Genomic DNA, 18776 nt, shown 5'->3' with positions numbered 1-18776 from the left:
GCGAGGGGGCGGGGCGGGCTGCGGAGTACGGCTGGTCGGTGGTGCTGCCGCCGGTGCACGGTCTCGGAGGGTGCTCCGGCCGACCCGCTCAGCGGCAGCAACTCCGATCAGCAGTCGCGGAGTTCGGGCGACTGGTTCAGCAGCTGGCCCCGGATGGAGGTGAATTTTGCCAGCCGCGCGTCCACCGCCGGGTCGAGCGGGAAGACCGCGACCCGGTGGCAGTTCTGGAAGGCGAGTCGCACACCGAAGTGACGCTCCAACGAACCGCGAATGGCGTCACTCGCCAGCGCGCGCAGCAGCTGGCCGCGCGCCTGCTCGTCCGGCGGCGGCGTCTGGTTGTCGGCGAACTCTCCGCCGTCCACCTTCAGCTGAGCCACCAGAGAGCTGATCATCCCCCATGCGTAAGGCAGGGAGTTCCGGACGCAGTCGACAAATGCGGCTTCGTCGACCTCGCCTCGCTCGGCCTGTTCGAGGAGGGCCGGTGAGACGTCGAGCGACATGAGGTTCTCCTCTCGCGGACCCGCCGGGACGGACGGGGCCTAGGGATGGGACAAGGGGAATTCGCGACAGAGCGTGTTCGCCCCACGACCCCCTGCTTCAACGGTATGCCGCGCAAGGGGCCCGCACCATGGGATTGCACATACAACCGGCCAATGGCGGGCGCCGGGGGTGCGGGGGTTTCCCCCGTAAAGGGACCGGCGTCCAGGGGCGAATCGCGTCAGCGGCCCCGGTTCGAGTAGCGTGGCGCACCATGCGTCTCGTCATCGCCCGCTGCTCCGTGGACTACGCGGGCCGGCTCACCGCCCACCTGCCCTCCGCCCCCCGCCTGATCCTGGTGAAGGCCGACGGCTCCGTCTCCATCCACGCGGACGACCGGGCCTACAAACCCCTCAACTGGATGTCCCCGCCCTGTTCCCTCAAGGAAGGGGACGGCGATGTGTGGACGGTGGAGAACAAGGGCGGGGAGAAACTCATCATCACCCTGGAGGAGATCTTCCACGACTCCTCGCACGAGCTCGGGGTGGACCCGGGACTCATCAAGGACGGTGTGGAGGCCCACCTCCAGGAGCTGCTCGCCGATCGGATCGAGACACTGGGCGAGGGCTATTCGCTGATTCGGCGTGAATACCCCACCGCCATTGGTCCGGTGGATATCTTGTGCCGGGACGCCGACGGCCAGACCGTTGCGGTCGAGATCAAGCGGCGGGGCGAGATCGACGGTGTCGAGCAGCTCACCCGCTACCTCGAACTCCTCAACCGCGACCCGCACTTGGCCCCGGTGAAGGGCGTCTTCGCAGCTCAGGAGATCAAGCCGCAGGCCCGGGTGCTGGCCACGGACCGCGGGATCGGGTGCGTGGTGCTGGACTACGACGGGCTGCGCGGCATCGAGGACGACAAGCTGCGGCTGTTCTGAGAACGGAACACCACGACGGCCCGGTACCGGCCGGCCCGCCTTCCGGCGGGCGGTCCGTACCGGGCCGTCGTGGTGTTCCCGGACGTTCTTGGGGCGTCAGCCGGTCGGAGTGCCCTGGCCGGATGCGGACGCCGGATCGCCGGAGCCGGTGGCCGTGGCCGCGGCGGCGCTGGTGCCGGACGGGCTGTTGCCCGACGGGCCGCCGGCGCTCTGCGACGGGGTCTGGCCCGTCGGCTTGCCCGTGGGGCCGGTCGGCGTGGTGGTCGGCTCCTCGGTCGGGCTGGGCGACGTCGACTTCGTGGGACTGCCGCTCGGGCTGTGCGAGGGACGGGTCGGCCGGCTGGTGGGGGTGGTGGGCTCGCCGGTCGGCCTGGTGGGTCCGGTCGTCGGGGAGCCCGGGCCGGTGCCGGTCGGCGCGCCGGTGGTGCCGGGACGGCCGGTGGACGGCGCAGGGGCGGGCTTGTGGCCGGGGGTGCCGGGCCGGGTGGTACCGGACGCCCCTGCCGAAGCTCCCGGCAGGCCGGAGCCCGTAGCGGGGTCCTGCCCCGGCGTGTCCGGGCTGCCGCTGTCGCCGCCCGAGGTCTGCTCGGTGGTGACGTTGCGGTCGTGGGTGGTGGAGGTGCCGGAGGTCGCGCCGATGGTGACGGCGGTGCCGAGCGCGGCGGCCAGCAGCACCCCGGCGCCGGCGGCGACGAGGTTGCGGCGGCTGCCGCGCAGGATGCCGCGCCGGGCGCTCCCGGTGCCGGCGGCGGTGCCCTTGGCGGCCGGGACCGCGGCGGTGGGCGCGGTGGTCTCGCCGGCGGAGCCGGACGCGGCGGCGGCCGTGGCCCCGCGGGCGACGACCGTCGGGCCGGTGCCGGCGGGGCGAACGGCGTTGAGCTTGGCGGTCGAGACGGCGTCGGGCGACCCGGTGGCCGGGGTCCGCGCGGTGTCCCGGGCGTCCGGGGCGTCCACGGCCGCCGCCGCGCCGGCCGCCGGGCCGACCGACTTCAGCACGGTCGTGGCCGCGTTCGCCGAGGCGGCCCGCGCGCGGTCGATGACCAGGGCCAGCGCCCGCCGCCCGGCGACCGCGCCGTCGCGGTCGGAGAGCACCCCGCGCAGCCCGATGGACGCCTCCAGCTCGGCGCGCGCCCGGTCGATGTTGCCGCTGCACAGCGCCAGTACGCCCAACTCGTGGTGGAAGTACGCCTCTTCGGCGACCTCACCGGCCAGCCGGGCGGCCTCCTGGCCGTGCCGCAGGCTGCGCTCCCAGGCGCTCCAGTGCAGCGCCGCGGCGAACGCGGGCGCCGCCGTACGGGCCAGCAGCACGGCCGCGGCCGGGTGACCGCCCTCCCGGCTGCCGGTCAGCACGCCCATCGCGGCCAGCACTGCGTCGGACTCGGCGGCGGCCCGCTCGGGGGTGACCGAGGGGTGCCCGGCCCACCAGGCGTAGTGCTGGGCCGCGGTGTGCGCGCGGCCGGCGGCGCCCTCCGCGTAGCCGGCGGCGATCAGCTGGTCCCGGACGGAGCCGGCGAGCCGGTAGTGGGTGCCGGCCGGGCTGATCAGGCCGCTGCCCAGCAGTTCGCCGAGGGCGGCGTCCGCGTGGGTGTCCTGGGTGAGGGCCGGCAGGTGCGCCTGGTGCGGGAGTTCACCGTTGAGGGCGACCGCGAAGCGGAGCGTCTCCTGGGCGGCGGCGCCGAGCCGGTCGGCGAGCAGCGAGGCGGGCGCGGCGGCCTCCCCGAGGGGCGGCAGCGGCGTCTCGGGGCGCTCGCCGGGGTCGTTGGCCGCGGCCGGGCTCTCCTCGGGGAACAGCCCGTAGCCGTCGTCCAGGGCGCCGGGCGCGGTGCGTGCCCGCTCGCGGTGCCGCAGCAGGGCGGCGGCCTGGACGAACCGCAGCGGCAGCCCCTCGGACTCGAACCAGAGGTCGGCGGCCCAGGTGTCCTCGTCGGCGGTGAGCGGGCGGCCCACGGCGCGCTCCAGCAGCCGTACGCCGGCGTTGCGGCTGATCCCGCCGACGAAGACCTCTTCGAGGTGCGAGTCGGCGCTGGGGGCCGGGACGTCGGGGGTCGCGGAGAGCAGGAAGGCGCACTCGGGGGTGGCGTCGAGGAGCTCGTCGAGCGCGGCGCCGCCGAACTCCAGGTCGTCGACGACGACGATCGCGCCGATGCCGCCGAGGAGCCGCAGCAGCTCGGCCCGGTCGGGGCGGTGCTGCGGGGCCCGGTAGACCGCCGCGTACAGGGCGTGGAGGACGTCGGTGACGCCCCTGTGGTAGCCGGAGAGCCGGACCACGCCGTCGGGGGCGAGGTCCGCCACCGCGTCGGCGACGGACTCCAGCAGCCGGGTGCGGCCCGAGCCGGAGGGGCCGGTGACGCGGACGGAGCGGCCGCGGGTGAGCAGCCGGACCAGCCGTTCGACGTCCTCGTCGCGCTCTTCGAGGCGGACCTCGTGGCCGGCGAAGGAGACCGGGCCGGACGGCACGGGGGGCGCCGCGGCGCGGGCCGCCTCGGCACGTTCCTGCTGGTCGAGCTTCTCCGGCGGGGCGGGCCGGTCGCCGGGCGGGCACGGCTGTATCTCGCTGCCGTCGACCGGGTTGACGGCGACGAGGTAGTTGCCGGCGACCAGCCGGACGACCCGGGCGAGCCCGCCGGAGCCGCCCTGCAGGTCGGCGGCGGACGCGGAGGCCGGCGGCGCGTCGGGCGCGTCCTGCCCGCCGTACTCCTCAGGTCCCCGGTGCGTGTTCGGGTCCATGCTGCAAGCTCCCAGAATGTGCGTGCCGTCGGTGCTTCCGGCCGTCCGCACTCCCCCGGCTCCGGCGGATCTCTTCAGCCGTCGCGTCTGGTCCGGTGCCCCGCCGCGGTTGATGGCATACGGCGGGGACCCGAACCCTAGCCCCGGACACCCGGGGAGCGCACGGCGGGGTGGCACCCTGACGAGAACACCCCGGATTAGGGGGACAAGGTGCGGTTTGCGACATTCCTCCCAGGCTGGGCCCGGCAGCTCCGGGCCGGTCCAGGCCGCTCCGGGCCCGGCCGGTCACCGCGGCCGGCGCGTCACACCCGGGGAAGCGATTCCGCTTCGATGCCGCCCTCGATCGCGAGGATGCGGTGGAGCCGGGTGGCGACCAGGAGGCGCTGCATCTGGGGCGGCACTCCGCGCAGCACCAGCCGGCGATTGACCCGGCCCGCACGCCGGTGCGCGCCCATGATCACGCCGAGGCCGGTGGCGTCCCACGACTCCAGTTCGGTCAGGTCCAGCACCAGATCGCCCCGGCCGGCGTCGACGGCGGCGTGCAGGGCCGTGCGGGCGTCCGCAGCGCTGCGGACGTCGAGCCGGCCCCCGACGACCAACTCGACGTGGTCGCCCCTGATGTGCATATGCGCTCCCCGATGTCATGGGTTGTGGTGCATTGTCGTCTACAGATCTGACTGCCTCTCATACGGCGAAGTTGCCGCCTGTAAGCGAACCGATACCGAATTCACCCCACGGGGTGACACTGTCGGACCCAAGTTCTGACGCGGCATCAGTGCTCGTAGAAGCCCTGCCCACTCTTGCGTCCGATATCGCCCGCGTCGACCATCCGCCGCATGATCTCCGGCGGCGCGAACTTCTCGTCCTGGGACTCGGTGTAGATGTTCTCGGTGGCGTGCAGCAGGATGTCGACGCCGGTCAGGTCCGCGGTGGCCAGCGGTCCCATCGCGTGGCCGAAGCCGAGCTTGCAGGCGGTGTCGATGTCCTCGGCGCTGGCGACGCCCGATTCGTAGAGCTTGGCGGCCTCGACGACCAGCGCCGAGATCAGCCGGGTGGTGACGAAGCCGGCCACGTCGCGGTTGACGACGACACAGGTCTTGCCGACGGACTCGGCGAACTCCCGTGCCGTGGCGAGGGTTTCGTCGCTGGTCTTGTAACCGCGCACCAGCTCGCACAGCTGCATCATCGGCACCGGCGAGAAGAAGTGGGTGCCCACGACCCGCTCGGGGCGGGAGGTGGCCGCGGCGATCTTGGTGATCGGGATGGCCGAGGTGTTGGAGGCCAGCACCGCGTCGTCCTTGGCGAGCTTGTCCAGCGCCTGGAAGATCTCCCGCTTGACGTCGATCCTCTCGAAGACGGCCTCGACGACGATGTCCGCGTCGGCGACCGCGTCCAGGTCGGTCGTGGTGGTGATGCGGGCCAGCGCCTGCTCGGCGGCCGAGGCGTCCAGCCTGCCCTTGGCGACGAACTTCTCGTACGAGCCCTGGATGCCGCCCTTGCCGCGGGCCAGCGCCTCATCCGTCACGTCGCGGAGCACCACGTCCCAGCCCGCCTGAGCCGAGACCTGCGCGATACCGGAACCCATGAGTCCGGCGCCGATGACGGCGAGCTTCTTTGCCACTGCTGTCCCCTCACACCCTGTGCATTTGACGGTCCTCAGTGACGTTAGCGGTCGTTGGCGATCGATTGGTGGGTAAGAGATGCGCGTCACTCGCCACCGTCACCCGCCTTCCCCAAGCTCCCCACTTCGTTCGAGCAGGGGAGACCCCAATCCCCGTGACGAGGCGATTCGGGCCGCAGCCCGGCCTCCATGACGGACATCACACCGGCGCGGCGCGCCCCGCACCCCCTGAGGGCCGTCATCCGGCCACCCGCACCGCGGAGTTGAGCCCCTTCCCGATCGGCGGTTCCCCCGGCCTCGCCGGGCAGGTCCGGCGCCTCGCCGGCGCCCTCGGCAGGGCCGCGGCGGCGGAGCGCCTCGTGGGCGCCGCGGGCCTTCAGGCCCTGGTGCGCCCAGCGGGTCTGACCCGCCGTCAGACGGTGCGGCGCACGCCACGACCCCGGGCCCTTACCGGGTCCGCGTCCGCCGCCGTACCGGCCGGTGCACCACGGCGCTCCGGCCGCCACGTCGCTCCGCCCCGGGCCGTCCGCGGGGCCGCGGCGTAGGCTCGCCTCATGGTGAATCTGACCCGCATCTACACCCGCACCGGCGACAAGGGCACCACCGCCCTGGGCGACATGAGCCGCACCGCCAAGACCGATGCGCGGATCGCCGCGTACGCGGACGCCAACGAGGCCAACGCCGCGATCGGGGTGGCGCTGGCGCTCGGCTCGCTGCCGGAGGACGTCGCCGCGGTGCTGCTGCGGGTGCAGAACGACCTCTTCGACGTCGGCGCCGACCTGTCGACGCCCGTGGTGGAGAACCCGGAGTTCCCGCCGCTGCGTGTCGAGCAGTCCTACATCGACAAGCTGGAGGCGGACTGCGACCGCTTCCTGGCCGGACTGGAGAAGCTCCGCAGCTTCATCCTCCCCGGCGGCACGCCCGGCGCCGCCCTGCTCCACCAGGCGTGCACGGTCGTCCGCCGCGCCGAGCGCTCCACCTGGGCGGCCTTCGAGCAGCACGGCGAGACCATGAACCCGCTCACCGCCACGTACCTGAACCGCCTCTCCGACCTCCTGTTCATCCTGGCCCGGACGGCCAACAAGGAGGTCGGGGACGTGCTCTGGGTACCGGGTGGCGAGCGCTGAACCTGCCGACCCGCCAGGCGTGTTGCCCGGACAGCACACCTAGCGCAGCGACTTCTCCTGGGGCCGGGCCGCCTCCCCCGAGGCGGCCCGGCGCGGCGCCTTGCTCGGGAAGACCAGGTACGTCAGCGCGATCACGCCGTGGATGATCAGGATGCGCAGGCTCATCATCTGCCAGTGCTGCAGCGACGCGGTGTCGCCGTCGTGGCCCACGTACCAGATCGCGCCCTGGAGCAGCGCCACCGCGACGCCGACCATCAGCACCGTCCGCAGCACCAGCTTCAGCTCGTGCTTGAAGCGGGCGAGGCCGTAGTGCTTGACCGGGCGCGGGCCGCCCGCGAAGCGGTGCGCGACGTGCCCGTCGACCCACTTGATCGTGTAGTGGCCGTAGGCGACCGTGTAGCCGATGTAGACGGCGGCCAGGCCGTGCTTCCAGTCCGCGGAGGCGCCGTTCTTCAGGTCGATCGCGGTGACGATCAGCAGCGCCAGCTCCAGCAGCGGCTCCAGCAGCAGCACCGCCGCACCCGTACGCGGCATCCGCGCGAGATACCGCAGGGCCAGGCCCAGGGCCAGCAGCACCCAGAACCCGACCTCGCAGGCGATGATCAGCGTGACGACCACGGCAGTCTCCTCTCCGGCCGCTCCGAGTCCAGGACCGCTCGGACCGAACATCTCCAGCGTTCCAGCCGCCACCGCCCGGTACGTCGTCGCAGGCGATGATCCGGGGCTGCATCTTTCGATGTAGCCCGGGGAACAGCCGGATGAGCCGGAGGCGCGGCACCCGGCCCCGGCGCCGTGTTTCATGGAGGGATGACCGCAAGATCCCCCGCCGCGCCCGGCCGGCCACACCGCCTCGATGTCATCATCGCGAGCGGCGGGCTGCTCGTCGGGCTGCTGCTGTGGACGCTGGATCTGCACGGCGGGCCGCCGGTCCTCGGCCTGCCCGCACCGCTGACGCTGCTCGCGCTCACCGCGATGTCGGCGGCCGAACTGATGCGCCGTACGGCCCCGATGGCCGCACTGGCCGTCGCGGTACCGGCCCTCGCGCTGGACATCGCCACCGGCACACTGGTCGCCACCGTCCTGATGTTCACCGACGTGGTCTATGCGGCGGTGCTGTACGGGCCGCCCGCCGCGGCCCGCCGGATCCCGGTGCATTCCGTACTGGTGACGGTGCTGGCCACGATCGTGCTGACGGCGGTCTGGCGCGACCCGCAGGTCGTGCTGATCAGCATCGGGATCGCGCTCATCACCACCGCCCCGGCCTGGACCGGGGTGATCATCCGCAACCACCGCGACGCCGCGCAGACGGCCCGGCTGCGGGCCGAACAGACCGCGCTGCTGGCCGAGATGGACCGCGCCCAGGCGGTGGCGGGCGAACGCGCCCGGATGGCCCGCGAGCTGCACGACCTGGTCGCCAACCACCTGTCCGCCATCGCCATCCACGCCACCGCCGCGCAGACCATCGACGACCCGGCCGCGACCCGCGAGGCGCTGGGCGTGATCCGGGAGAACAGCGTCCAGGGCCTGGCCGAAATGCGCCGCCTCATCGGGCTGTTACGGGATCCGAAGGCCACCGGGCACGGCGACGAACCGGCCGCCACGCCCACCCTCGACGGACTGGAGGCCCTGGTCGACCAGGCCCGTACGAACGGCGCCGGCAGCGGCCTGACCTTCGACCTCGACGACGCCCGGCGGCTGACCGGCCCGGACGCGGAACCGAAGCCGCCCGCACCGGTCGAGCTGGCCGCGTACCGCATCGTCCAGGAATCACTGACCAACGCCCTCAAGCACGCCGCGCCCGGCCGGGTCCGGGTGCGTATCGCCCACGGCCGCGAGGGCGCGCTCGTCGTCCTCGTACGCAGTCCGTACGCCGACCGGCCGCGTCCCCGCGCACCGGGCTCCGGCGCCGGGCTCGTCGGCATGCGCGAGCGGATCGCCCTGCTGGGCGGGGAGTTCGACGCCGGCCCCGAGAGCGGGCCGGAAGGAAGAGACTGGCTGGTGCGGGCGACGCTGCCCGCCACCGGGGAGGAAGAACAACCATGACAGGCGCCGCCGCGCAGCCCATCCGGGTCCTCGTCGCCGAGGACCAGTCCGCCGTACGGGCCGGGCTGGTCCTCATCCTGCGTTCCGCGCCCGACGTCGAAGTCGTCGGGGAGGCGGTGGACGGCGAGGAGGCCGTCCGTCTGGCCCGCACGTTACGCCCCGACCTGGTCCTGATGGACATCCAGATGCCCCGGCTCGACGGGGTCTCGGCGACCCGACAGGTGGTCGCGGAACAGCTGGCGGACGTCCTGGTGCTGACCACCTTCGACCTGGACGAGTACGTCTTCGGCGCCCTGCGCGCCGGCGCCGCGGGCTTCCTGCTCAAGGACAGCGACGCGGCGGCGCTGCTGACCGCGGTGCGCACGGTCGCCTCCGGTGAGGGGCTGATCGCCCCGGCCGTGACCCGCCGGCTGATCGCCGAGTTCGCCCGGCCCCGCGCGGCGGTACGAACCCCGCGGTGCCGCGAGACGCCCGATCCGGCGGTGCTGGACGCACTGACGCCGCGCGAGCGCGAGGTGCTGGGGTGTCTCGGCCAGGGGCTGTCGAACGCCGATATCGCACTGCGACTGGCGATGGCGGAGGCCACCGTGAAGACCCACGTCAGCCGGCTGCTGGCCAAGCTGGACCTGCGCAGCCGGGTGCAAGCGGCCGTGCTGGCACAGGAGTTGGGGGTGGACGCGCCGTAGGGGGGTGGACGCGCCGTAGGACACGGACGCGCAGTAGGGGGCGGTCGAACGCATCCCGTAGGGGGAGGCAGCGCCCCCTACGGGGCCACAACGGGGCGGGGGATGGGGATATTCCCGTGGATCCGCGGTCCGGGCCCCGGCAGCGCAGCACCGGACCGCGCCGAAGCCGCCCCGCGCCACTACACCTGCCGCACCCGCGCCACCACGCCACGCGCCCTTGCCACCACGCCACGTGCCGCGGCACTGCGCCCGTGCCGCGTCGCTACGCCACTACGTCCAGTACGCCACGTTGCCCCTCCCCCAGACTCCGTCCGGGGACCCCCGCCCATCGAGACACCTCTTGTTCAGGCGACATTGACTCGTTGTCCGGGGGGTGCCGCCTCCAGCCAGGCCAGGAAGCCGGTGAGCGCGTCCTCGCTCATCGCCAGCTCGACGCGGGTACCGCGGTGCCGGCACGCGAGCACGATGGAGTCGGAGAGCAGTGCCAGCTCCTCCTCCCCCTGCGGGGTACGGCGCTCCAGCACCTCGATGGCGGAGCGCTCCAGCAGGCGACGGGGCCGGGGCGCGTACGAGAAGACCCGGAACCACTCGATCCGGTCGCCGTTGTACCGCGCCACGCCGTAGATCCAGCCCTTGCCGCTGGGCTCGTTCTCCGGCACGTTCCAGCGCAGGCTGCAGTCGAACGTGCCTCCGGACCGCTGGATGAGCCGTCGCCTCAGTCCGAAGACGAACAGTCCCACCAGCACCAGCACCACGACCGCGCCGCTCACAAGCAGAGCGAGGACCATCTCGACCGACCTCCTCGCTGTGTATTCGGGAATCGCACCTGCATTGCCTCAGCCGCGGCCCGCTCCGGAACTCCGGGCGGCCCGCGGCTGAGGATCGATCTCGTCGCTGACGGGGCTCAGTGAACGCCCGTCACCGCACGCAGCCGGACATCGGCGCGGCGCTCGGCGGCTGCGTCAGCATCCGACTTCGCCCGCTCCAGGGCCCGCTCCGCGCGCTGGACATCGATCTCGTCCGACAGCTCGGCGATCTCCGCGAGCAGAGACAGCTTGTTGTCGGCGAACGAGATGAAGCCGCCGTGCACCGCGGCGACGACGGTGCCGTCCCCGCTCTCACCCGTCGTACGAATCGTCACCGGGCCCGACTGCAGCACGCCGAGCAGCGGCTGGTGTCCGGGCATGACGCCGATGTCGCCCGACGAGGTGCGCGCGACGACCAGGCTGGCCTTGCCGGACCAGACCTGCCGGTCCGCGGCGACCAACTCGACGTGCAGCTCAGCCACGATGGCTCCTCGGGTCTCCACCTGCCTGGTGTGGCAGATGTTGGGTCAAATACTAGTGGTCGTACGGTCCGGGGACGGCCAGGGCCGCCCCCGGACCGGGAGCACGGGTCAGGAAACGCCAAGCTCCTTGGCGTTGTTCTTCAGGTCCTCCAGGCCACCGCACATGAAGAACGCCTGCTCCGGGAAGTGGTCGAACTCGCCGTCGGCGATCGCGTTGAAGGCCGCGACCGTCTCGTCCAGCGGCACGTCCGAGCCGTCGACACCGGTGAACTGCTTCGCCACGTGGGTGTTCTGCGACAGGAACCGCTCGATACGCCGGGCGCGGTAGACCGTGAGCCGGTCCTCCTCGCCGAGCTCGTCCATACCGAGGATGGAGATGATGTCCTGGAGGTCCTTGTACTTCTGCAGGATCGTCTTGACGCGCGAGGCGCAGTCGTAGTGGTCCTGCGAGATGTAGCGGGGGTCCAGGATCCGGGACGTCGAGTCCAGCGGGTCGACCGCCGGGTAGATGCCCTTCTCCGAGATCGGACGCGACAGAACGGTGGTCGCGTCCAGGTGGGCGAAGGTGGTCGCCGGCGCCGGGTCGGTCAGGTCGTCCGCGGGGACGTAGATCGCCTGCATCGAGGTGATCGAGTGACCACGGGTCGAGGTGATGCGCTCCTGGAGGAGACCCATCTCGTCGGCCAGGTTCGGCTGGTAACCCACCGCGGAGGGCATCCGGCCGAGCAGGGTCGACACCTCGGAACCGGCCTGCGTGAAGCGGAAGATGTTGTCGATGAAGAACAGCACGTCCTGCTTCTGGACGTCGCGGAAGTACTCGGCCATGGTCAGGCCGGCCAGCGCGACGCGCAGACGGGTGCCCGGCGGCTCGTCCATCTGACCGAAGACCAGCGCGGTCTTGTCGATGACGCCGGAGTCGGTCATCTCCTCGATGAGGTCGTTGCCCTCACGGGTGCGCTCGCCGACACCGGCGAACACCGACACACCGTCGTGGTTGTTGGCCACGCGGTAGATCATTTCCTGGATCAGAACGGTCTTGCCGACACCGGCACCACCGAACAGACCGATCTTGCCGCCCTTGACGTACGGGGTCAGCAGATCGATGACCTTGATGCCGGTCTCGAACATCTCGGTCTTCGACTCAAGCTGGTCGAAGTTCGGCGCCTTGCGGTGGATGGGCCACCGCTCGGTGATCTCGGACTCGGCCTCCGGCTTGTTCAGGATCTCACCGAGGGTGTTGAACACCTTGCCCTTGGTGACGTCGCCGACCGGGACGGAGATCCCGGCGCCGGTGTTGGTCACCGCGGCCTGACGGACCAGACCGTCGGTGGGCTGCATGGAGATCGCCCGGACCAGGCCCTCGCCCAGGTGCTGCGCGACCTCAAGGGTCAGCGTCTTCTGCTTGCCCTTCTCGGCCGGGTCGGAGACCTCGACGGTCAGTGCGTTGTAGATGTCCGGCATCGCGTCGACGGGGAACTCCACGTCGACGACCGGGCCGATGACCCGCGCGACGCGGCCCGTCGCCGTGGCCGTCTCAACAGTGGTGGTCATAGTTGTCAGTCACTCCCCGCGGTCGCGTCGGCCAGTGCGGCACTGCCACCGACGATCTCGCTGATTTCCTGGGTGATTTCGGCCTGGCGGGCCGCGTTGGCAAGCCGCGAGAGCGACTTGATGAGCTCTTCTGCGTTGTCGGTCGCCGACTTCATCGCACGCCGGGTGGCGGCGTGCTTGGAGGCGGCGGCCTGCAGGAGTGCGTTGTAGATCCGCGACTCGACGTACCGCGGCAGCAGCGCGTCGAGGACGTCCTCGGCCGACGGCTCGAAGTCGAACAGCGGAAGGATCTCGCCCTTGGCCTGCCCGTCCGACTCGGCCGCGGCCTTGTCGAGGGACAGCGGCAGCAGCCGGTCGCCGAGCGCGGTCTGCGTCATCATCGAGATGAACTCGGTGTAGACGATGTGGAGTTCGTCCACGCCGCCCTCGGCGGTGCCCTTCTGGACGGCCTCGATCAGCGGTGCGCCGATCTTCTTCGCGTCCGCGTACGTCGGGTTGTCGGTGAAGCCGGTCCACGACTCCACGAACGTGCGCTCGCGGAAGCTGTAGTAGGCCACACCCTTGCGCCCGACGATGTAGGCGTCGACTTCCTTGCCCTCGGCCCGCAGCCGCTCGGTGAGCTGGTCCGCGGCCTTGATGACGTTGGCGGAGTATCCGCCGGCCAGACCGCGGTCGCTCGTGATGAGCAGCAGCGCGGCCCGGGTCGGCTTCTCCGCCTCGGTCGTCAGCGGGTGCTGGGTGTTCGAGCCCGTGGCAACCGCTGTCACCGCACGGGTCAGTTCACTCGCGTACGGCGTCGACGCCGCCACCTGGCGCTGCGCCTTGACGACGCGCGAGGCGGCGATCATCTCCATCGCCTTGGTGATCTTCTTGGTCGCGGAGACGGAGCGGATGCGACGCTTGTAGACCCGGAGCTTGGCTCCCATGGATCAGGTCCCTTCCGTCGTCGTCACTTGCTCGTGGCGGCCGGGGCGTCGTCGCCGAGCAGCTTGCCGTCCGAAGTCTCGAACTGCCGCTTGAAGCCGTCGACGGCCTCGGAGATCGCACCGATGGTGTCGTCGGACATCTTCGCGCCCTCGCGGATGCTGGTCAGCAGGTCCTTCTTCTCCCGGTGCATGTAGTCCAGGAGCTCCCGCTCGAACCGGCGGATGTCCTCCACCGGCACGTCGTCCATCTTGCCGTTGGTGCCGGCCCAGATGGAGACGACCTGGTCCTCGGTCGCGTAGGGGGCGTACTGGCCCTGCTTGAGCAGCTCGGTCATGCGCTTACCGCGCTCCAGCTGCGCCTTGGAGGCCGCGTCCAGGTCGGAACCGAAGGCGGCGAACGCCTCCAGCTCGCGGTACTGGGCGAGGTCCACGCGGAGCCGGCCGGAGACCTGGCGCATGGCCTTGTGCTGGGCGGAACCACCGACACGGGAGACGGAGATACCGACGTTCAGCGCCGGACGCTGGTTGGCGTTGAACAGGTCCGACTCCAGGAAGCACTGGCCGTCGGTGATGGAGATGACGTTGGTCGGGATGAACGCCGACACGTCGTTGGCCTTGGTCTCGACGATCGGCAGACCGGTCATCGAGCCGGCGCCCATGTCGTCGGAGAGCTTGGCGCAGCGCTCCAGCAGACGCGAGTGCAGGTAGAAGACGTCGCCCGGGTACGCCTCACGGCCCGGCGGGCGGCGCAGCAGCAGGGACACGGCGCGGTAGGCGTCGGCCTGCTTCGAGAGGTCGTCGAAAATGATCAGGACGTGCTTGCCCTGGTACATCCAGTGCTGGCCGATGGCCGAGCCGGTGTAGGGCGCCAGGTACTTGAAGCCCGCCGGGTCGGACGCCGGGGCGGCGACGATGGTGGTGTACTCCAGGGCACCGGCCTCCTCCAGCGCGCCGCGCACGGACGCGATGGTGGAGCCCTTCTGGCCGATGGCGACGTAGATGCAGCGGACCTGCTTCTTCGGGTCGCCCGAGCGCCAGTTGTCGCGCTGGTTGATGATCGTGTCGACGGCCAGGGCGGTCTTGCCGGTCTGGCGGTCACCGATGATCAGCTGACGCTGGCCGCGGCCGATCGGCACCATCGAGTCGACGGCCTTGTAGCCGGTCTCCATGGGCTCGTGCACCGACTTGCGGACCATGACGCCCGGAGCCTGGAGCTCCAGGGCGCGGCGGCCCTCGGTCTCGATCTCGCCGAGGCCGTCGATCGGGTTGCCCAGCGGGTCGACGACGCGGCCGAGGTAGCCCTCGCCCACGGCGACCGAGAGCACCTCGCCGGTGCGCTGCACCGGCTGGCCCTGCTCGATGCCGCTGAACTCGCCGAGGATGACCGCACCGATCTCGCGCTCTTCCAGGTTCAGCGCAAGACCGAGCGTGCCGTCCTCGAACTTCAGCAGTTCGTTCGCCATCGCCGAGGGCAGGCCCTCGACGTGCGCGATGCCGTCACCGGCATCGCTGACCGTGCCGACCTCTTCGCGCGAGGCCGCGTCCGGCTTGTACGCCTGGACGAAGTTCTCCAGCGCGTCCCGGATCTCCTCCGGCCGGATCGTGAGCTCCGCCATCTGGGTTCCCTGCTCTCCTTGTTGGGCCCGAAGTTACTTGCGGGGTCCGGGGGGCTCGTCCCCCCAGGGGCTTTCCGCTTACGGCCCAACTCGGGCCGCCGTCATGCTTGTGCTGTTCTTCCGGGGCGTCTTCCGGACCGCAGCCGGACCTTTCGGTCCGGCCGGCCGGTCCGGTGCCTGGCCGTCGGTTGTGCAGCTCTTGAGTTGGTGGCTGGATCAGCCGGCCATCCGCCGGGCTGCCTCTTCGAGGCGGTCCGCGATGGTCCCGTTGATGACCTCGTCGCCGATCCGGACCCGGACGCCGCCGCGGACCTCGGGGTCCACGTCGAGGTTCAGGTGGATCTGCCGTCCGTACAGCTCGGCCAGTGCGGCGCCGAGACGCTGCCGCTGCCCTTCGCTGAGCGGCACCGCGGAGGTGACCACCGCGACCATCCGGTCCCGGCGAGCCGCCGCCAGCTTGGAGAGGGCTTCGAGCCCTGCCTCCAGGCTACGGCCCCGCGGCTGTGCGACAAGACGGATCACGAGGCGCTCGGTGACCGGGTTGGCCCGGCCGCCCAGCAGCGTGCGCAGCAGCTCCGTCTTGGCAGCGGCTGACGCGTTGCGGTCCGTGAGCGCACGGCGCAGCTCAGGGCTGGACGCGACGATGCGGCCGAACCGGAACAGCTCGTCCTCGACGTCGTCGAGCCGGTCGTCCCGCTGCGCCGCGACGAGGTCGGCGCTGTAGGCCAGTTCCTCGATCGCGTCGGGCAGGTCACGCGAGCGCGACCAGCGGGAGCGCACCATGCCGGTCACCAGGTCGAGAGTCGCCTCGCCGACCTGGCCGCCGAGCAGTCGCTCGGCCAGCTGGGCGCGCGCCTCGCCGCCCTGCGCCGGGTCGGTGAGGACCCGACGCAGCGACACCTCGCGGTCGAGCAGAGCGGTGACGGCAGCCAGCTCCTCGGCGAGCTTCACCGCGTCGACGGAGGTGTGGTCCGTCAGCGCGTTGAACCGCTCGCGTGCGGAGGCGAGTGCCTCGCGGCTCGCTCCGTTCATCGGCCGGCCTCAGCCTTCGTCGTGTCCGACGCCGCCTTCGCCTCGAGCTCGTCGAGGAAGCGGTCGATGGTCCGGCTCTGGCGGGAGTGTTCCTCAAGGGACTCCCCGACGAGCTTGCCGGCCAGTTCGGTGGCGAGCTGGCCCACGTCCTGGCGCAGCGCCTGCGCCGCCGCCTTGCGGTCCGCCTCGATCTGGGCGTGACCGGCGGCGATGATCTCCTCACGCTGCCGCTGGCCCTCGGCGCGCATCTCGGCGATGAGCGTCGCGCCCTGCTCCTGCGCCTCCTGGCGCAGGCGCGCGGCCTCGTGACGAGCGTCGGCGAGCTGGGCCCGGTAGTCCGCGAGAACCTGCTGGGCCTCGGCCTGAGTCGCCTCGGCATCCTCGATACGGCCCTCGATCTGCGCCCGGCGCTCGTCCAGAACCTTGTTGATGTTCGGGAGGAGCTTCTTGGCGAGGAAGCCGAAGACGATGAAGAAAGCGATCAGGCCGATGACCAGCTCTGGAATCGGCGGGACAAGGGGGTTCTCAGGAACCTCCACCGCCAAGTTCAGGGCGTTCACATCAGTGCCTTCCGTCTGAATGGATAGTCGATGTGGCTTCGGCTTACTTGTAGACGAAGCCCATGACGATGCCGATCAGGGCGAGAGCCTCACAGAAGGCGAAACCCATGATCTGGTTGGTGCGGATCAGGCCGGCGGCCTCGGGCTGGCGGGCCAGGGCCTGGGTGCCGTTACCGAAGATGATGCCGACGCCGACACCGGGGCCGATGGCGGCGAGGCCGTAACCGATCGAGGCGACGTTGCCGACGACCGTGGTCTTGGCGTTGTCACCGGCGGCGGCGAGGTGGTTGACCATCTCGAGAGCAGCGGACATGCCGTTACTTCCTTCTCGTTTCACATACCGGTGGGGGTTGGCCACCGGACAGCTGTTGGGGTGGGAGGCGGGGTGCTCAGTGGTGCTCGGCGAGCGCGCCCTGGACGTAGTTGCAGGCCAGAAGGACGAAGACGTACGCCTGGACGGCCTGGATGAACAGCTCGAAGGCCGTCATCAGGAGGGTCATGACGAACGAGGCGCCGGCGTAGACGAAGCCGATGCCGTTCAGCAGGTACCAGCTGGCGATGGTGAACATCAGGATCAGCAGGTGGCCGGCGAACATGTTGGCGAAGAGCCGGACCGCGTGGGTGAAGGGCCGGATGATCAGGTTCGAGAAGAGCTCGATGACCATCAGCAGCGGCAGGACCCAGCCGAGCGACTTGTCGTAGCCGGAGAAGTTCTTGAAGGCGCCGACGAAGCCGTGCTTCTTGAAGGTGAGGAAGACCCACAGGATGTAGACGATCGCCGCCAGTCCGGCGGGGAAGGCGATCACCGACGTCACCGGGAAAGAGGCGACGGGGATGATCGACCAGATGTTCATCATCCACACGAAGAAGAACAGCGAGACCATGAACGGGACGTACTTGTCGCCCTCCTTCTTCCCCAGCGCGTCGTAAACGAGCCCACGGCGCACGAAGTCATAGCCCGCCTCGCCGATCATCTGAAGCTTTCCGGGGACCACCTTCGCCCGGCCGAATGCAGCCCAGAAGAACCACACCACAACGACCGTGCTGAGCAGAGCCAGCAGCATCGGCTTGTTGAACTCGAAGCCGCCGATGGTGAAGAGCGGCTCGAAGACGAAGTTATGAAGCCCGGGAGCATCAAAGCCGCACCCGGAAAAGATGTGGCAGTCGGTCTCGAAGGCGAGCATCGTTTCAGCACTCACCGCGAGCTCCTTCAGCGTGGCGCATGGGTACGGCAACCTCGTTGTGTCGGCGCGGCGTTGAGCCACGGAGCGGCACTGGACTGGTCTTACGGATTGGGGGGCGGCTGGTCGGCGCGGGGCCGGACCGGATCACAGGCATCGGCCGCGAGAACTGCCCGTTCCATCGCGTGGAATCTGGGAGCTCAGCCGCCTGCGCCATCTGCGCCGCAGTTGGCACCGGACGATAGCAGGCCCGCATGAGGCCATTTATCTCGGCCCTACGGGTCACGTCGGCGACCCCGCCGTCTCCGCCTTCTTGGCGTCTGCGGAGTCGGGGTCCACGTACAGAATCTTCGCCTTCATATGGCCGCGGGTCTGCGCCGCGATCCATACGAGGGTGGCTGCGAGCAGGGTGAACGCAAATGCCTTGGTGTCGAAGAGCGTTGTGTCCTTGAAGGCGATGAGGAACACCGCCACGAACAGAATCTGCACCGTGTACAGCAGCAGGCCCATCATCTGGAACAGCTGCGGAAGCTTCTTCGCGGTCTGCTGCAGGACGACGAGCCCGGCGCCCATCACCAGCACCACCAGCACGGTGCCGACGACGGCGCCGATCGCTCCGGTCGCGCCCGCGACCGCACCGCTCACGGCAGCGGCGATCGCGCCGGCGGCGAGGGTGGGCACAACGGCGTGGAGGAGTAGTCGGGCGTCATTCGACTGCATGGCGGCGCTCCGGCAAGGGGTGGGGTGGTGTCGTCAGGGACGAGCGTAGACCCGGCCTGAGGAAGAACCTGAGGCCAAAGGGCCGTCGCACTACGGTCCTTCGGCTCTGTCGCCGGGTTTCGTGAACGGTATCACAAACTATTTGATGAGGTCTTTACCTGGTTCGTGTGGACCCTGTCACACCTGAGCGTGAACCTGCGCGTTGGTGCACTGACGGGCGGCGGATTGTCTGGTATGGGGTCAACCGCCCCGATTCCCGAGGCACGTTCGGGCGACGGCACACC

General features: G+C 70.7%; 19 protein-coding genes. 4 read left to right on the top strand and 15 right to left on the bottom strand.

Translation table 11 applies throughout. The features are described 5' to 3' along the window. Positions 1–107 precede the first annotated feature (107 nt). On the bottom strand, positions 108–500 hold the full coding sequence (locus tag ACO1BR_RS05575) for an SCO5389 family protein (RefSeq protein WP_189295640.1): 393 nt from the start codon (positions 498–500) through the stop codon (positions 108–110). Between the two features lie 251 nt (positions 501–751). On the opposite strand from ACO1BR_RS05575, the gene nucS reads away from it, so the two are divergent. After that, the gene (gene nucS / locus ACO1BR_RS05570; RefSeq protein ID WP_159508034.1) at positions 752–1414 is read left to right on the top strand and encodes an endonuclease NucS; all 663 of its coding nucleotides are present in this window, start codon (positions 752–754) and stop codon (positions 1412–1414) included. A 96-nt stretch (positions 1415–1510) separates the two neighbouring features. Here the strand turns inward: nucS and ACO1BR_RS05565 are convergent, their stop codons facing one another. From ACO1BR_RS05565 to ACO1BR_RS05555, 3 genes are all read right to left on the bottom strand, one after another. Beyond that, positions 1511–4141: an ATP-binding protein gene (locus ACO1BR_RS05565; protein WP_426793871.1), complete on the bottom strand. Its 2631-nt coding sequence runs from the start codon at positions 4139–4141 to the stop codon at positions 1511–1513. A gap of 302 nt (positions 4142–4443) precedes the next feature. Further along, positions 4444–4767, bottom strand: a complete 324-nt coding sequence (locus ACO1BR_RS05560; RefSeq protein ID WP_426793870.1) for an STAS domain-containing protein — start codon at positions 4765–4767, stop codon at positions 4444–4446. A gap of 146 nt (positions 4768–4913) precedes the next feature. Then, positions 4914–5762: a 3-hydroxyacyl-CoA dehydrogenase family protein gene (locus tag ACO1BR_RS05555; protein ID WP_426793869.1), complete on the bottom strand. Its 849-nt coding sequence runs from the start codon at positions 5760–5762 to the stop codon at positions 4914–4916. 554 nt (positions 5763–6316) lie between these two features. On the opposite strand from ACO1BR_RS05555, the gene ACO1BR_RS05550 reads away from it, so the two are divergent. Beyond that, a complete protein-coding gene (locus ACO1BR_RS05550) occupies positions 6317–6889 on the top strand; it encodes a cob(I)yrinic acid a,c-diamide adenosyltransferase (RefSeq protein WP_426793868.1) in 573 nt (190 codons plus the stop codon). Positions 6890–6928: 39 nt separating this feature from the next. Here the strand turns inward: ACO1BR_RS05550 and ACO1BR_RS05545 are convergent, their stop codons facing one another. Beyond that, a complete protein-coding gene (locus tag ACO1BR_RS05545; RefSeq protein WP_426793867.1) occupies positions 6929–7507 on the bottom strand; it encodes a hypothetical protein in 579 nt (192 codons plus the stop codon). Between the two features lie 189 nt (positions 7508–7696). Between ACO1BR_RS05545 and ACO1BR_RS05540 the strand changes: the two genes are divergently transcribed. Next, entirely contained in the window at positions 7697–8932 is a 1236-nt protein-coding gene (locus tag ACO1BR_RS05540) for a sensor histidine kinase (protein WP_426793866.1), read from the top strand. Continuing rightward, positions 8929–9618, top strand: coding sequence for a response regulator (locus ACO1BR_RS05535; RefSeq protein ID WP_426793865.1), 690 nt, complete (start codon positions 8929–8931; stop codon positions 9616–9618). The genes ACO1BR_RS05540 and ACO1BR_RS05535 overlap by 4 nt, the downstream gene beginning before the upstream one ends. A 344-nt stretch (positions 9619–9962) precedes the next feature. Here ACO1BR_RS05535 and ACO1BR_RS05530 read toward each other — a convergent pair whose 3' ends face one another. The 10 genes from ACO1BR_RS05530 to ACO1BR_RS05485 form a co-directional block, all read right to left on the bottom strand. Next, complete coding sequence (locus ACO1BR_RS05530) at positions 9963–10406, bottom strand: DUF2550 domain-containing protein (protein ID WP_159508043.1); 444 nt, start codon at positions 10404–10406, stop codon at positions 9963–9965. A gap of 116 nt (positions 10407–10522) precedes the next feature. Then, on the bottom strand, positions 10523–10906 hold the full coding sequence (locus tag ACO1BR_RS05525; protein WP_030065547.1) for a F0F1 ATP synthase subunit epsilon: 384 nt from the start codon (positions 10904–10906) through the stop codon (positions 10523–10525). 108 nt (positions 10907–11014) lie between these two features. Then, positions 11015–12457 carry a F0F1 ATP synthase subunit beta gene (atpD, locus tag ACO1BR_RS05520; RefSeq protein ID WP_426793864.1) on the bottom strand — a complete coding sequence of 481 codons (1443 nt, stop codon included), beginning with the start codon at positions 12455–12457 and terminating at the stop codon, positions 11015–11017. A gap of 5 nt (positions 12458–12462) precedes the next feature. After that, positions 12463–13383: a F0F1 ATP synthase subunit gamma gene (locus ACO1BR_RS05515; protein ID WP_426793863.1), complete on the bottom strand. Its 921-nt coding sequence runs from the start codon at positions 13381–13383 to the stop codon at positions 12463–12465. Positions 13384–13406: 23 nt separating this feature from the next. Next, positions 13407–14999, bottom strand: coding sequence for a F0F1 ATP synthase subunit alpha (gene atpA, locus ACO1BR_RS05510; protein ID WP_159508046.1), 1593 nt, complete (start codon positions 14997–14999; stop codon positions 13407–13409). 216 nt (positions 15000–15215) lie between these two features. Further along, on the bottom strand, positions 15216–16031 hold the full coding sequence (locus ACO1BR_RS05505) for a F0F1 ATP synthase subunit delta (RefSeq protein WP_426793862.1): 816 nt from the start codon (positions 16029–16031) through the stop codon (positions 15216–15218). Beyond that, positions 16028–16591 carry a F0F1 ATP synthase subunit B gene (locus tag ACO1BR_RS05500; protein ID WP_426793861.1) on the bottom strand — a complete coding sequence of 188 codons (564 nt, stop codon included), beginning with the start codon at positions 16589–16591 and terminating at the stop codon, positions 16028–16030. The genes ACO1BR_RS05505 and ACO1BR_RS05500 overlap by 4 nt, the downstream gene beginning before the upstream one ends. 43 nt (positions 16592–16634) lie before the next feature. Continuing rightward, positions 16635–16904, bottom strand: coding sequence for an ATP synthase F0 subunit C (gene atpE / locus ACO1BR_RS05495; RefSeq protein WP_189295580.1), 270 nt, complete (start codon positions 16902–16904; stop codon positions 16635–16637). A gap of 76 nt (positions 16905–16980) precedes the next feature. Then, positions 16981–17775, bottom strand: a complete 795-nt coding sequence (atpB, locus tag ACO1BR_RS05490; protein ID WP_426794008.1) for a F0F1 ATP synthase subunit A — start codon at positions 17773–17775, stop codon at positions 16981–16983. Positions 17776–18054: 279 nt separating this feature from the next. Continuing rightward, positions 18055–18492: a hypothetical protein gene (locus ACO1BR_RS05485; RefSeq protein ID WP_426793860.1), complete on the bottom strand. Its 438-nt coding sequence runs from the start codon at positions 18490–18492 to the stop codon at positions 18055–18057. Positions 18493–18776 lie beyond the last annotated feature (284 nt).

This window comes from Streptomyces sp. YGL11-2 (genome assembly GCF_050054615.1).
Taxonomy (GTDB): domain Bacteria; phylum Actinomycetota; class Actinomycetes; order Streptomycetales; family Streptomycetaceae; genus Streptomyces.
The sequence above is the reverse complement of the archived record's forward strand: the minus strand, read 5'-3'. Positions and strand labels throughout refer to the sequence as shown.

Bases quoted from the DNA above. Each gene is read 5' to 3' on its own strand.
- ACO1BR_RS05575 (WP_189295640.1), bottom strand. From the start codon at position 500: ATGTCGCTCGACGTCTCACCGGCCCTCCTCGAACAGGCCGAGCGAGGC.
- nucS (WP_159508034.1), top strand. From the start codon at position 752: ATGCGTCTCGTCATCGCCCGCTGCTCCGTGGACTACGCGGGCCGGCTC.
- ACO1BR_RS05565 (WP_426793871.1), bottom strand. From the start codon at position 4,141: ATGGACCCGAACACGCACCGGGGACCTGAGGAGTACGGCGGGCAGGAC.
- ACO1BR_RS05560 (WP_426793870.1), bottom strand. From the start codon at position 4,767: ATGCACATCAGGGGCGACCACGTCGAGTTGGTCGTCGGGGGCCGGCTC.
- ACO1BR_RS05550 (WP_426793868.1), top strand. From the start codon at position 6,317: ATGGTGAATCTGACCCGCATCTACACCCGCACCGGCGACAAGGGCACC.
- ACO1BR_RS05540 (WP_426793866.1), top strand. From the start codon at position 7,697: ATGACCGCAAGATCCCCCGCCGCGCCCGGCCGGCCACACCGCCTCGAT.
- ACO1BR_RS05535 (WP_426793865.1), top strand. From the start codon at position 8,929: ATGACAGGCGCCGCCGCGCAGCCCATCCGGGTCCTCGTCGCCGAGGAC.
- ACO1BR_RS05530 (WP_159508043.1), bottom strand. From the start codon at position 10,406: ATGGTCCTCGCTCTGCTTGTGAGCGGCGCGGTCGTGGTGCTGGTGCTG.
- atpD (WP_426793864.1), bottom strand. From the start codon at position 12,457: ATGACCACCACTGTTGAGACGGCCACGGCGACGGGCCGCGTCGCGCGG.
- ACO1BR_RS05515 (WP_426793863.1), bottom strand. From the start codon at position 13,383: ATGGGAGCCAAGCTCCGGGTCTACAAGCGTCGCATCCGCTCCGTCTCC.
- atpA (WP_159508046.1), bottom strand. From the start codon at position 14,999: ATGGCGGAGCTCACGATCCGGCCGGAGGAGATCCGGGACGCGCTGGAG.
- ACO1BR_RS05505 (WP_426793862.1), bottom strand. From the start codon at position 16,031: ATGAACGGAGCGAGCCGCGAGGCACTCGCCTCCGCACGCGAGCGGTTC.
- atpE (WP_189295580.1), bottom strand. From the start codon at position 16,904: ATGTCCGCTGCTCTCGAGATGGTCAACCACCTCGCCGCCGCCGGTGAC.
- atpB (WP_426794008.1), bottom strand. From the start codon at position 17,775: ATGCTCGCCTTCGAGACCGACTGCCACATCTTTTCCGGGTGCGGCTTT.
- ACO1BR_RS05485 (WP_426793860.1), bottom strand. From the start codon at position 18,492: ATGCAGTCGAATGACGCCCGACTACTCCTCCACGCCGTTGTGCCCACC.